9 protein-coding genes are annotated in these 12947 nt (G+C 72.9%); 7 read left to right on the top strand and 2 right to left on the bottom strand.

Annotated elements, in window-relative coordinates:
• Nucleotides 1–2: 2 nt before the first annotated feature.
• Both meaB and ACIBK8_RS01935 read right to left on the bottom strand, forming a co-directional pair.
• Nucleotides 3–959, bottom strand: a complete 957-nt coding sequence (gene meaB, locus ACIBK8_RS01940) for a methylmalonyl Co-A mutase-associated GTPase MeaB (RefSeq protein WP_399039533.1) — start codon at nucleotides 957–959, stop codon at nucleotides 3–5.
• Nucleotides 960–1020: 61 nt separating this feature from the next.
• On the bottom strand, nucleotides 1021–2196 hold the full coding sequence (locus tag ACIBK8_RS01935; RefSeq protein ID WP_399039787.1) for an acetyl-CoA C-acetyltransferase: 1176 nt from the start codon (nucleotides 2194–2196) through the stop codon (nucleotides 1021–1023).
• 173 nt (nucleotides 2197–2369) lie between these two features.
• Between ACIBK8_RS01935 and mce the strand changes: the two genes are divergently transcribed.
• From mce to ACIBK8_RS01900, 7 genes are all read left to right on the top strand, one after another.
• A complete protein-coding gene (gene mce / locus ACIBK8_RS01930) occupies nucleotides 2370–2810 on the top strand; it encodes a methylmalonyl-CoA epimerase (RefSeq protein WP_399039532.1) in 441 nt (146 codons plus the stop codon).
• Between the two features lie 239 nt (nucleotides 2811–3049).
• Nucleotides 3050–7309, top strand: coding sequence for a polarized growth protein Scy (gene scy / locus ACIBK8_RS01925; protein WP_399039531.1), 4260 nt, complete (start codon nucleotides 3050–3052; stop codon nucleotides 7307–7309).
• Between the two features lie 114 nt (nucleotides 7310–7423).
• On the top strand, nucleotides 7424–8362 hold the full coding sequence (locus ACIBK8_RS01920) for a cellulose-binding protein (RefSeq protein ID WP_393682420.1): 939 nt from the start codon (nucleotides 7424–7426) through the stop codon (nucleotides 8360–8362).
• Between the two features lie 103 nt (nucleotides 8363–8465).
• Nucleotides 8466–9473, top strand: coding sequence for an ABC transporter ATP-binding protein (locus ACIBK8_RS01915; protein ID WP_399039530.1), 1008 nt, complete (start codon nucleotides 8466–8468; stop codon nucleotides 9471–9473).
• Between the two features lie 2 nt (nucleotides 9474–9475).
• A complete protein-coding gene (locus tag ACIBK8_RS01910) occupies nucleotides 9476–10246 on the top strand; it encodes an ABC transporter permease (RefSeq protein WP_399039529.1) in 771 nt (256 codons plus the stop codon).
• A 140-nt stretch (nucleotides 10247–10386) separates the two neighbouring features.
• On the top strand, nucleotides 10387–11658 hold the full coding sequence (locus tag ACIBK8_RS01905) for an ATP-binding cassette domain-containing protein (RefSeq protein ID WP_399039528.1): 1272 nt from the start codon (nucleotides 10387–10389) through the stop codon (nucleotides 11656–11658).
• A complete protein-coding gene (locus ACIBK8_RS01900; protein WP_399039527.1) occupies nucleotides 11655–12944 on the top strand; it encodes an ABC transporter permease in 1290 nt (429 codons plus the stop codon). The genes ACIBK8_RS01905 and ACIBK8_RS01900 overlap by 4 nt, the downstream gene beginning before the upstream one ends.
• Nucleotides 12945–12947: the final 3 nt, after the last annotated feature.

Here is a 12947-nt window from a genome sequence, read left to right as displayed (position 1 = left end):
GATCAGCCCGTGGTCAGCCCCTCGACCAGTTCGTCCGCCGCCCGGTAGGGGTCCGTCTCGCCGGCCACGATCCGCTCCGCCAGCGCCTCCAGACGCCGGTCGCCGCTCAGGTCCCCGATCCGCTCGCGCAGCGCCGTGACGGCGATCGTCTCGACCTCGTGCGCCGCCCGGGACCGCCGCCGCTGCGCCAGGACCCCGTGCTCCTCGCTCCACGCCCGGTGCTTCTCCAGCGCCTCGACGACCTCGTCGACCCCCTCGGCCCGGGACGCGACGGTCTTCACGATCGGCGGGCGCCAGTCGCCGGCCGCCCGCGAGGCGCCGAGCCCCAGCATGTGGTTCAGCTCCCTGGCGGTGGCGTCGGCGCCGTCCCGGTCCGCCTTGTTGACGACGTAGACGTCGCCGATCTCCAGGATTCCGGCCTTCGCCGCCTGGATGCCGTCGCCCATGCCCGGGGCCAGCAGGACCACGCTGGTGTCGGCCTGCGAGGCGATCTCGACCTCGGACTGGCCGACGCCGACCGTCTCGACCAGCACCACGTCGCAGCCGGCCGCGTCCAGCACCCGGATCGCCTGGGGCGCGGCCCAGGCGAGGCCGCCCAGGTGGCCGCGGGTGGCCATCGAGCGGATGTAGACGCCGGGGTCGGACGCGTGCTCGCTCATCCGGATCCGGTCGCCGAGCAGCGCGCCGCCGGAGAACGGCGAGGACGGGTCGACGGCCAGCACCCCGACCCGTTTGCCGGCCTTGCGGTAGGCGGTCACCAGGGCCGATGTGGTGGTGGACTTCCCGACACCGGGTGAGCCCGTCAGCCCGACGACGTAGGCGCCGCCGGTGAGCGGTGCCAGCGCCGCCATCACTTCACGGAGCTGCGGCGACGCCCCCTCGACGAGGGAGATCAGCCGGGCCACCGCCCTCGGCCGGCCCTGCCGTGCCTGCTCCACCAGCTGCGGGACGTCCACCATCGCTGCTCGGCTCCTTCAGCTCGCTCGTTCGCGCTCGTCTATCCGGCCCGCCCGGTGCCGCTCACTTGCCCGGGACGCGGATGATCAGGGCGTCGCCCTGGCCGCCGCCGCCGCACAGCGCCGCCGCGCCGGTGCCGCCGCCGCGGCGCTTCAGCTCCAGCGCGAGGTGCAGCACGATGCGGGCGCCCGACATGCCGATCGGGTGGCCGAGAGCGATGGCACCACCGTTCACATTCACCTTTTCGAGGGAAACTCCGAGGTCCTTCACCGACTGCACGGCGACCGCGGCGAACGCCTCGTTGATCTCGATCAGGTCAAGATCGTCGACGGTCAGGCCGTCCTTGCCGAGCGCGTGCCTGATCGCGTTGGACGGCTGGGACTGGAGGGAGTTGTCCGGGCCCGCGACGTTGCCGTGCGCGCCGATCTCGGCGATCCACTCCAGGCCGAGCGCCTCGGCCTTGGCCTTGCTCATCACGACGACGGCGGCGGCACCGTCGGAGATCTGCGACGAGGTGCCGGCGGTGATCGTGCCGTCCTTGGCGAAGGCCGGGCGCAGCTTGCCGAGCGACTCGGTGGTGGTCTCGCCGCGGATCCCTTCGTCCTGGCTGAAAACCACCGGTTCGCCCTTGCGCTGCGGGATCTCGACCGGGGTGATCTCGGCCTCGAAGAGCCCGTTCTTCTGGGCAGCCGCGGCCCGCTGGTGGGAGCGCGCGGCGATCTCGTCCTGCTCGGGGCGCGCGATGCCCAGGCGCGTGTTGTGCTTTTCGGTCGACTCCCCCATCGCGACGCCTTCGTACGCGTCGGTCAGGCCGTCGTGGGCCATCGCGTCGAGCATCTGCACCGCGCCGTACTTGTAGCCCTCGCGGGACTTCGGCAGCAGATGCGGGGCGTTGGTCATCGACTCCTGGCCGCCGGCCACCACGACGTCGAACTCGCCGGCGCGGATCAGCTGGTCGGCCAGGGCGATGGCGTCCAGACCGGAGAGGCAGACCTTGTTGACGGTCAGCGCGGGGACGCTCATGGGGATGCCGGCCTTGACGGCCGCCTGGCGGGCCGGGATCTGCCCGGCGCCTGCCTGGAGGACCTGCCCCATGATCACGTAGTCCACCTGGTCGCCGCCGATGCCCGCGCGGTCCAGCGCCGCCTTGATGGCCACCCCGCCGAGGTCGGCGCCGGAGAAGGAACGCAGGGAGCCGAGCAGCCGGCCCATGGGGGTGCGCGCACCCGCCACGATCACTGAGGTGGTGCCGTTCGTGCCGTTCGATGCAGACATGCGGTGCGGCCTTCCTTTGCAGGGAAGTTAACGAGGGTTCCCGTCAATGTACTGAGGGGTACGCGCCGGGTCACCGGCAAGTGGGTGTGATCGCGCGCACGTTGCGTAACCGGCCGTGCGGGCGGTGCACTGGAGGCATGCTGACGCGAATCGACCACATCGGGATCGCCTGTTTCGACCTGGACAGGACCGTCGAGTTCTACCGTGCCACCTACGGCTTCGAGGTGTTCCATTCCGAGGTCAACGAAGAGCAGGGTGTCCGGGAAGCGATGCTCAAGATCAACGAAACGTCGGACGGCGGCGCCTCCTACCTCCAGCTGCTCGAACCCATCCGCGAGGACTCCGCGGTCGGCAAGTGGCTCGCCAAGAACGGCGAGGGTGTGCACCACATCGCGTTCGGCACCGCGGACGTGGACGCCGACGCCGCGGACATCCGCGACAAGGGCGTCCGGGTGCTGTACGACGAGCCGCGGAAGGGCTCGATGGGCTCCCGGATCACCTTCCTGCACCCCAAGGACTGCCACGGCGTGCTGACCGAACTGGTCACCGCCGCGTCTTCCTCCGCGACGGACCACTGACCTTCACCTTCCTCGGCCGGTAGAGTGCTGCTTCGGCCGGGGTAAGAGGTGCTCGCATCGCGTGCGGGAGCCTTCTGGGGATGGGGCTCGGTCCATACTCCGCCGATGATCTGACACCATTTCTTCGGAAGGGTCAGCTCCGGGGGGCGTAGGTCCGTACGACGTGACGTGTACGGGACGATCGCCTGTACGTCCGGGGACGGCCGCCACCATGACCAGGGGACGGATGGGACCGCGCAGTGCGGGGCAACGAGCGCCACGAACGTGAGTGGGCTGAGGCCGACCACCTCTCGCAGTTCGAAGCCGAGATGGAACGGCTGAAGACCGAGCGGGACAAGGCCGTCCAGCACGCCGACGATCTCGGGTACCAGGTCGAGGTGCTGCGCGCCAAGCTCCACGAGGCGCGCCGCAACCTCGCGGCCCGCCCTGCCTACGACAACGTCAGTCACCAGGCCGAGCAACTGCTGCGCAACGCACAGATCCAGGCCGACCAGCTGCGCGCCGACTCCGAGCGCGAGCTGCGCGAGGCCCGCGCGCAGACCCAGCGGCTGCTCCAGGAGCAGGCCGAGCAGCAGGCCCGTCTGGAGGCCGAGCTGCACGCCGAGGCGGTGTCCCGCCGGCAGCGGCTCGACGAGGAACTCAACGAGCGCCGGCAGACCGTCGAGTCGCACGTCAACGAAAACGTCGCGTGGGCCGAGCAGTTGCGGGCCCGCACCGAGGCCCAGTCCCGCCGGCTGATGGACGAGTCGCGGGCCGAGGCCGAGCAGGCGCTGGCGGCGGCGCGCGCCGAGGCGCACCGGCTCGCCGAGCGGGCCCGTGAACGCCTGGGCACCGAGGCCGAAGAGGCCCGCGCCGAGGCGGAGAACCTCCTGCGCCGGGCGCGCGCGGACGCCGAGCGGCTGCTGAACGCCGCGTCCTCCCAGGCCCAGGAGGCCACCGACCAGGCGGAGCAGCTGCGTTCGACCGTCGGCAGCGAGTCGGAAGAGGCCCGCAAGCAGGCCGCCGAGCTGACGCGTACCGCCGAGGCGCGCATCCAGGAGGCCGACACCGCGCTGCGCGAGGCGCGCGCCGAGGCCGAGAAGCTGGTGGAGGACGCGCAGCAGAGCGCCACCAAGCGGCTGTCCGCCACCGAGTCCGAGAACGAGCAGCGCACCCGCACCGCCAAGGCGGAGATCGCCCGGCTGGTCGCCGAGGCCACCAAGGAGGCCGAGGCGCTCAAGGCCGAGGCCGAGCAACTGCGGGCGGACGCGGGCACGGAAGCCGAGCGGCTGGTCACCGAGGCGCGGGAGGCCGCGCGTTCCCAGGCGGCCGAGGACTCGGCGGCGCAGCTGGCGAAGGCCGCTCGGACCGCAGAGGAGGTGCTGACCAAGGCGTCCGACGACGCCAAGGCCACCACCAAGGCCGCGGCCGAAGAGGCCGAACGGCTGCGCAGCGAGGCCGAGTCGGAGGCCGACCGGCTGCGCGAGCAGGCCCATGACACCGCCGAGCAACTCAAGGGCGCGGCGAAGGACGACACCAAGGAGTACCGCGCCAAGACCGCCGAACTCCAGGAGGAGGCACGGCGGCTGCGCGGCGAGGCGGAGCAACTGCGCGCCGAGGCCGTCGCCGAGGGCGAGCGGATCCGCAGCGAGGCGCGGCGCGAGGCCGTCCAGCAGATCGAGGAGGCGGCAGGTTCCGCCGAGGAGCTGCTGACCAAGGCGAAGTCGGACGCCGACGAGACCCGCGCCGGGGCCGGCGCGGAGAGCGAGCGGGTACGCACCGAGGCCATCGAGCGGGCCACCGCCCTGCGCAAGCAGGCCGAGGAGGCGCTGGAGAAGGCCCGCGCGGAGGCCGAGGAGCTGCTCACCGAGGGCGCCCAGGCCGCCGAGCTGGTCACCACCGAGGCGGAGGAGTCCGCGGCGCGGCTGCGCGCCGAGGCCGAGCAGGCCGCCGATGAGCGCCGGGAAGAGGCGCAGGCCGAGCTGGACCGGCTGCGGACCGACGCCGAGGAGAAGGTCGCCGCAGCCGAGGAGTCGCTGCGCGAGGCGCGCACGGAGGCGGAGCGGCTGCGCCGCGAGACGCAGGAGGAGGCCGCCCGGCTCAAGGCGGAGGCCGCCGAGCGGCGCCGGAACCTCCAGCAGCAGGCCGAGGACGAGGCCGAGCGGCTGCGCGCGGAGGCCGCGTCGGACGCGTCGGCGGCCCGTACCGAGGGCGAGTCCGTCGCGGAACGGCTGCGCGCCGAGGCCACGGCGGAGGCGGAGCGGCTGAAGACGGAGGCGCAGGAGAGCGCCGACCGGGTCAGGGCGGAGGCCGCAGCCGCGGCCGAGCGGGCCGGGAGCGAGGCGGCGCAGGCGCTGTCCGCCGCCCAGGAGGAGGCCGCGCGGCGCCGCAAGGAGGCCGAGCAGCAGCTGGGCGAGGCCCGCGAGGAGGCGCACCAGGAGCGCACCGCGGCCCGCGAGCAGAGCGAGGAGCTGCTGGCGTCGGCCCGTACCCGGGTCAGCGAGGCGCAGGCCGAGGCGGAGCGGCTGGTCGAGGAGGCGGACCGGCGGGCCGCCGAGCTGGTGGCCACCGCGGAGACCACGGCCCAGCAGGTGCGGGACGCGGTCGCCGGGCTCCACGAGCAGGCCGACGAGGAGATCGCCGGGCTGCGGTCGGCGGCCGAGCACGCGGCGGAGCGGACGAGGACCGAGGCGCAGGAAGAGGCCGACCGGGTCCGTACGGACGCGTACGAGGAGCGCGAGCGCGCTTCGGAGGACGCGGCACGGGTGCGGCGGGACGCGCAGGAGGCGTCGGACGCCGCCAAGGCCCTCGCGGAGCGGACCGTCGCGGAGGCCATCGAGGAGGCCGAGCGGCTGCGCGCGGAGGCCACGGACGCGCTCGACGAGGCGCGCCGGGACGCACACACCGCGCGGACCGAAGCGGCCGAGCAGGCGGACCGGCTGATCGCCGAGGCGACCGCGCAGGCCGAGAAGCTGGTCGCGGACGCCACCGCCAAGGCCCAGCAGCTGCGGACCGACGCGTCGGACGCGCTGGCGGCCGGCGAGCAGGACGCGGCGCGGGCACGGGCGGAGGCACGGGACGACGCCAACCGGATGCGGTCGGACGCGGCCGGGCAGGCCGACCGGCTGATCGCCGAGGCCCGTACGGAAGCCGAACGGATCGTCACCGAGGCGACCGAGCTGACGTCTTCGGCGCAGGACGACGCCGACCGTACGGTCAAGGAGGCCCAGGAGGCCGCCGAGCAGCTGCGGACGGCGGGCAAGGAGCAGGCGCAGGCGCGCCTGGCCGAGGCCACCACCGAGGCCGAGCGGCTGCGGGCCGAGGCGGCCCAGGCACTGGAGAGCGCGCGGGCGGACGCCGAGTCGACCGGCGACGAGGCACGCAAGGCGGCCAACAAGACCCGGTCGGACGCCGCCGAGCAGGCCGACCAGCTGGTGTCCGAGGCCACCACCGAGGCCGAACGGCTGCGCACCGAGGCGGCGGAGACCGGCGCTGAGGCGGAGCGGGACGCCGACCGTACCCGCGCCGACGCACGCGAGCAGGCCGACCGGATGATCGCCACGGCGACGGCCGAGGCGGACCGGCTGCGGGCCGAAGCGGCCGAGACGGTCACCGCGGCCCAGGAGCACGCCAACCGCACCCGCAGCGAATCGGCCAAGGTCGAGAAGGACGCCGAGGCGGCGGCCGAGCGGCTGCGCGCGGAGACCGAGCAGGAGGCCGAGCGGCTGCTGGACGAGGCCCGCAAGGACGCGGCCAAGCGCCGTGGCGACGCGGCGGAGCAGGCCGACCAGCTGGTCGCGAAGGCCCAGGAGGAGGCGCTGCGGGCCGCCGCTGCGGCCGAGGAGCAGGCCGACACGATGGTCGGGGCGGCCCGTACGGAGGCCGACCGGATCGTCACGGAAGCGACGGCGGACGGCAACTCCCGGGTGGAGAAGGCCCGTACGGACGCGGACACCCTGCTCAGCGAGGCGCGCGGGGACGCCACGGCGATCCGGGAGCGCGCCGAGGAGCTGCGGGTGCGGATCGAGTCCGAGGTCGAGGAGCTGCACGAGCGGGCCCGCCGCGAGTCCGCGGAGACGATGAAGAACGCCGGCGAACGCGTCGACAAGCTCATCGCGCAGGCCACCACCCAGCAGGTGGAGGCCGAGGAGAAGGCCGAGCAGCTGGTGTCGGACGCGAACAGCGAGGCGAGCAAGGTCCGGATCTCGGCGGTGAAGAAGGCCGAGGGCCTGATCAAGGAGGCCGAGAACAAGAAGGCCGAGGCGGTGCGCGACGCGGAGCGGATGCGCACCGAGGCCGAGGCGGAGGCCGCCCGGATCGTGGCGGACGGCCAGCACGAGCTGGAGGTCCTGGTACGCCGCCGCGCGGACATCAACACCGAAATCTCCCGCGTCCAGGATGTCTTGGAAGCGCTGGAGTCGTTCGAGGCGCCAGGTGCAGCGGACGGCAAGACCGCGGGATCCAAGACCGCCGCGGGAGCGGGTGCAACTCGTTCGAGTGGCAAGCAGTCTGAGGGGTAGCCACTCAAATGAGGGGTCATTCTCCACTTCAAACGGTCATTGACTCGATGACACGCCGTTTGGGCCCCTAGGATTCTCCTTATCACCTCACCGGTCTCTTTCGACAGGAACCCCATGAGCGACACTTCCTCCCCCTTCGGCTTCGAGCTCGTGCGGCGTGGGTACGACCGCGGTCAGGTGGATGACCGCATTACGAAGCTCGTCGCGGACCGCGACGGCGCGCTGTCCCGTATCACCTCGCTGGAAAAGCGGATCGAGGAGCTGCACCTCGAAACGCAGAACGCCCAGGCCCAGGTCAATGACGCCGAGCCGTCCTACGCGGGCCTCGGTGCGCGCGTGGAGAAGATCCTCCGTCTCGCCGAGGAGGAGGCCAAGGACCTGCGCGAGGAGGCCAGGCGGGCCGCCGAGCAGCACCGCGAGCTGGCCGAGTCGGCCGCCCAGCAGGTCCGTAACGACGCCGAGCAGTTCGCTGCCGAGCGGAAGGCGAAGGCCGAGGACGAGGGCGCCCGGATCGTCGAGAAGGCCAAGGGCGAGGCGTCCACGCTGCGTGCCGATGCGCAGAAGGACGCGCAGTCCAAGCGTGAGGAGGCGGACTCCCTCTTCGAGGAGACCCGCGCCAAGGCCGCGCAGGCGGCGGCCGACTTCGAGACCAACCTCGCCAAGCGCCGCGAGCAGTCCGAGCGTGACCTGGCCTCGCGTCAGGCCAAGGCCGAGAAGCGGCTCGCGGAGATCGAGCACCGCGCCGAGCAGCTCCGCCTGGAGGCCGAGAAGCTGCGGACGGACGCCGAGCGCCGGGCCCGCCAGACCGTGGAGACCGCGCAGCGCCAGGCCGAGGACATCGTGGCCGACGCGAACGCCAAGGCCGACCGGATCCGCAGCGAATCGGAGCGCGAGCTGGCGGCGCTGACCAACCGCCGCGACTCGATCAACGCGCAGCTCACCAACGTCCGCGAGATGCTGGCGACGCTCACCGGTGCGGCCGTGGCCGCCGCCGGCGCCCCGGGCGACGAGGAGTCCGCCACCCGCGGCGTCCCCGCCCAGCAGACCCGCTGACGGTCCGTCCGTCCCCCACGCGCCCCCGCGCCGCCTCTCCGGTGGCCGGGGGCGCAGGCGTGTCCGGTGGCGGGCGGCATCGGGCGCCCTTAGCGTGCAAGACATGATCGAGCTGGCGGGGCTGACCAAGCACTACGGCGACAAGGTGGCGGTGGATCACCTGACGTTCGCGGTGCGGCCCGGGATCGTCACGGGCTTCCTCGGGCCCAACGGCGCGGGAAAGTCCACCACCATGCGGATGATGCTCGACCTGGACAACCCGACGGCAGGCTCGGTCCGCATCGACGGCAGGCACTACCGCCAGTTGAAGGACCCGCTGCGGTACATCGGCGCGCTGCTGGAGGCCAAGGCGATGCACGGCGGGCGCAGCGCCTTCAACCACCTGCTGTGCCTGGCGCAGAGCAACGGCATCCCGCGCCACCGGGTCGGCGAGGTGCTGGACACCGTCGGGCTGACGACGGTGGCCAAGAAACGCTCGAAGGGCTTCTCGCTCGGCATGGGCCAGCGGCTGGGCATCGCCGCCGCGCTGCTGGGCGACCCGCAGGTGCTGCTCTTCGACGAGCCGGTCAACGGCCTCGACCCCGAGGGCATCCGCTGGATCCGCACCACGATGAAGAACCTCGCGGCGCAGGGCCGCACCGTCTTCGTCTCCTCGCACCTGATGAGCGAAATGGCGGTGACCGCCGACCACTTGGTCGTCATCGGCCAGGGCCGGCTGCTCGCCGACACGTCGATGGCGCAGTTCATCCGGGAGAACTCACGGTCCTACGTGCGACTGCGGTCGCCGGATCAGGAGCGGCTGCTCGACGTGCTGCACGCGGAGCGGATCACCGCGGTGCAGGCCGGCGGCGGCACGCTGGAGGTCGACGGCGAGCCGGCCGAGCGGCTGGGTGAACTGGCCGCCGCCCATCAGCTCGTGCTGCACGAACTGAGCCCCCAACAGGCTTCTCTGGAAGAGGCGTTCATGCAGCTCACCGCGGAATCGGTGGAGTACCACGCACATGACGGCGAGCCGCCTGCCGGGTCGGTGGGCGGCCCGGCGGGTGCTCCGGCCGCGGCTCCGGATCCGGTCGGCGGCTGGGGTGCCGGCTGGCGGAAGAAGGGGGGCTGACGATGGCGGTCGTCGGGCAGGTGCTGCGCTCGGAGTGGACCAAGATCCGGTCGGTGCGGTCCACGGTGTGGACGCTGGGTGTCGCCGTGGTGGTCACCATCGGCATCGGCGTGCTGATCTGCGCCCTCGCCAAGAGCGACTTCGACGCGATGCCGGTGCGCGACCGGATCGCCTTCGACGCCACCAACATCAGCTTCGCCGGCATGGGCCTCGGCCAGCTCGCGATGATCGTGTTCGGGGTGCTGGTCGTCTCCAACGAGTACAGCACCGGCATGATCCGCAGTTCGCTGGCCGCCGTACCGCAGCGTGCCACCTTCCTGTTCTGCAAGCTCGCGGTGGCCACCGCGCTGGTCTTCCTCGTCGGGCTGGTCACGAGCTTCCTCGCGTTCTTCGCCGGGCAGGCGATGCTGGGCGGCCACGCGGCGCGGATCGACGATCCCGGGGTGCTGCGCGCGGTGATCGGCGGCGGGCTCTACATGACGCTGATCGCGCTGTTCTCGATGGCCGTCGCCACGATGCTGCGCTCCCCGATGCTCTCGCTCGGCATCCTGATGCCGTTCTTCTTCCTGATCTCCAACATCCTCGGGAACGTCTCGGCGACGCGGAAGGCCGGCCACTACCTGCCCGACCAGGCGGGCCGGCGAATCATGCAGGTGGTCCCGACGGGCGACGAGGTCCCGTACGGGCCGTGGGGCGGTCTCGGCATCATGGCGGCCTGGACGGTGGCCGCGCTGATCTGCGGATTCGTCCTGCTGAAGCGGCGCGACGCGTGAGGGCGGCGCGGGCGGGACACCACCGGGTGACGCCCGCCTCTTCCCTGTTTTGGCGGGAACCGTCAAGGGACCGATAGCCTCCTAACCCGCACGGGGGTACGAGGGCGCCTCTGCCCCGACGATCTCGCGAGGGGCGGAGAATGATCGAGGCAGTCGGCCTGACGAAGCGCTACGGCGCCAAGACGGCCGTGCACAACCTGTCGTTCCAGGTACGGCCGGGCACCGTGACCGGCTTCCTGGGGCCGAACGGCTCCGGCAAGTCGACCACGATGCGCATGATTCTGGGCCTGGACGCCCCCACATCGGGACGGGCCACCATCGGTGGCCGCCCCTTCCGTGAACTCCCCAACGCTCCCCGCCAGGTGGGCGCGTTGCTCGACGCCAAGGCCGTGCACGGCGGACGCAGCGCACGCCAGCACCTGCTGTCGCTCGCGCAGCTGTCCGGCATCCCGGCCCGCAGGGTCGACGAAGTGCTCGGCGTGGTGGGCCTCCAGGACGTCGCGGGGCGCCGTTCCAAGGGCTTCTCGCTCGGCATGGGCCAGCGGCTCGGCATCGCCGCCGCGCTGCTCGGCGACCCGCAGGTGCTGCTCTTCGACGAGCCGGTCAACGGCCTCGACCCCGAGGGCATCCTGTGGGTGCGCAACCTCATGAAGCAGCTGGCGTCCGAGGGCCGTACCGTCTTCGTCTCCTCGCACCTGATGAGCGAAATGGCGCTGACCGCCGAGCACTTGATAGTGATCGGCCGCGGCCAGCTGATGGCGGACATGGCGGTCAAGGACTTCATCTCCGCCAACTCCGCCGATTTCGCCCGGGTCCGCACCCCCGACACCACGCCCGAACTGCGCGAGAAGCTGACCGCGACGCTCGGCGAGGCGGGCGGCCAGGTCACCCCTGAGCCGGACGGCGCGCTGCGGGTGACCGGCCTGCCGCTCCCCCGGATCAGCGACCTCGCGCACGAGGCGGACGTCCGCCTGTGGGAGCTGTCGCCGCACCAGGCGTCCCTGGAAGAGGCGTACATGCGGCTCACCCAGGGCGCCGTGGACTACCGCTCGACGGCCGACCCGCGGGCCGGCCTCCAGCAGCAGCCCGCCGGGTACGCGCCCCAGGGCGGCGCACCGCAGGGCTACCCGCCCGTCCAGGGACAGCAGGGCATGCCCGGTGGCCCCGTCCAGGGACAGCAGGGCATGCCCGGCGGCCCCGTCCAGGGACAGCCCCACCCGTACGCCCAGCCGGGGCCCTACGCCCCGCAGGCACCGGGGGCGGCCCCCGGCCAGGGGTACCCGCCGCCCGTCCAGGGACAGCCCTACGGGGCGCCCCACCCCTACGGGGCCCCGCAGCCGCAGCCCGCGGCGCCGATGCCGCCCGCCGCCCCCGCCGACCCGACCGTGCCCCACAACGAGGACGCCCGATGACCAGCCCTCAGCAGCCGCAGCCGCAGGCACAGCCTGAGCGCGGACCGAACGACCAGCCCGCGGCGCAGGGACAGACGCCGCCCGCGCCCCCGATGCCGCCCGCCGCACCGGCGCAGCAGCCGGCGCCCGAGCAGCCGGCGCCCGCCCGTGAGGCCGGGACGATGGTGCTCCAGGCCCAGCAGCAGCCGCAGCCGCAGCAGCAGCCCGCGAAGGAGGCGGGCACGATGATGCTCCAGGCGCAGGCACCCCAGCAGGCTCGGGGCGAGGGCCCGGCGCCGCAGCCACTCGCGGCCGGCGGCAGCCTGGCGAAGGACCCGGGCACGATGATGCTCCAGGCCCAGGCCCCCCAGCAGCAGCCCCCGGTACCCCCGCAGGGCCACCCCCAGCAGGGCCACGCGCCCCAGGGGAACCCGCAGGGGAACCCCCAGGGGAACCCGCCCGGCGGCCCCCAGGGCGCACCGCAGAACGGCGGCGCCAACTGGCAGGGCGGTCACCCCGGTTACGTCTCGCCGATCCCGGTGCGGAGCACCCACATCGGGCACGCGCTGGCCTCCGAGTGGACGAAGATCCGCTCGGTGCGTTCGACGATCTGGACGCTGAGCGCGATGGTCGTGCTGATCGTCGGCATCGGCCTGCTGACGGCCCTGGCCCTGGGCTCGCAGCGGGAGGTCGACCCGAAGCTCGGATTCTCCTTCTTCGGCGTCCTGTTGGGCACCCTGTGCGTCATCCCGCTCGGCGTGCTGGTGATCTCGTCCGAGTACGGCACGGGCATGATCCGCACGACCATGACCGCCTGCCCCAGCCGGGCCCGGGTGCTCGCGGCCAAGGCGATCGTCTTCTTCGTGCTGGCCTTCGTGATCACGACGCTCGCCACCGCCGTCGTCTCGGTGCTCACCGCCGGGATGGTGAACGGCCCCGACCCGACGGCCGACGCGTGGCTCCGCGCCACCGTGGGCGCCGGCCTCTACGTCTCGGTGCTCGGCCTGCTGGCGCTGGCCGTCGGCTCGCTGCTGCGGCACTCGGCGGGCGCGATCAGCGCCATGCTCGGACTGGTGCTGCTGCCGATGCTGCTCGCGGTCTTCATGCTCGGCTCGGAGAGCCTGAAGTCGGTGAGCCAGGCGCTGATCGAGTACTCCGTGCCCAACTCGCTGGCGACGCTGTACGGCAACCCGTTCCTCGGCGCCGACACCGGCCCGCAGGGCTGGACCCCGCTGTGGGTGCTCGCCGGGGTGACCGCGCTCGTGCTGGGCGGAGCGTTCGCCGCCCAGTCGCAGCGCGACGTGTAGCGC

Source organism: Streptomyces sp. NPDC050161 (assembly GCF_044460025.1).
GTDB lineage: Bacteria > Actinomycetota > Actinomycetes > Streptomycetales > Streptomycetaceae > Streptomyces.
This window is presented reverse-complemented; position numbering and strand designations above follow the sequence as displayed.

What these genes read in the sequence shown, in the direction of transcription:
- ACIBK8_RS01910 (WP_399039529.1), top strand. Translation starts at nt 9,476, where the DNA reads ATGGCGGTCGTCGGGCAGGTGCTGCGCTCGGAGTGGACCAAGATCCGG.
- ACIBK8_RS01900 (WP_399039527.1), top strand. Translation starts at nt 11,655, where the DNA reads ATGACCAGCCCTCAGCAGCCGCAGCCGCAGGCACAGCCTGAGCGCGGA.
- mce (WP_399039532.1), top strand. Translation starts at nt 2,370, where the DNA reads ATGCTGACGCGAATCGACCACATCGGGATCGCCTGTTTCGACCTGGAC.
- meaB (WP_399039533.1), bottom strand. Translation starts at nt 959, where the DNA reads ATGGTGGACGTCCCGCAGCTGGTGGAGCAGGCACGGCAGGGCCGGCCG.
- ACIBK8_RS01915 (WP_399039530.1), top strand. Translation starts at nt 8,466, where the DNA reads ATGATCGAGCTGGCGGGGCTGACCAAGCACTACGGCGACAAGGTGGCG.
- ACIBK8_RS01905 (WP_399039528.1), top strand. Translation starts at nt 10,387, where the DNA reads ATGATCGAGGCAGTCGGCCTGACGAAGCGCTACGGCGCCAAGACGGCC.
- ACIBK8_RS01920 (WP_393682420.1), top strand. Translation starts at nt 7,424, where the DNA reads ATGAGCGACACTTCCTCCCCCTTCGGCTTCGAGCTCGTGCGGCGTGGG.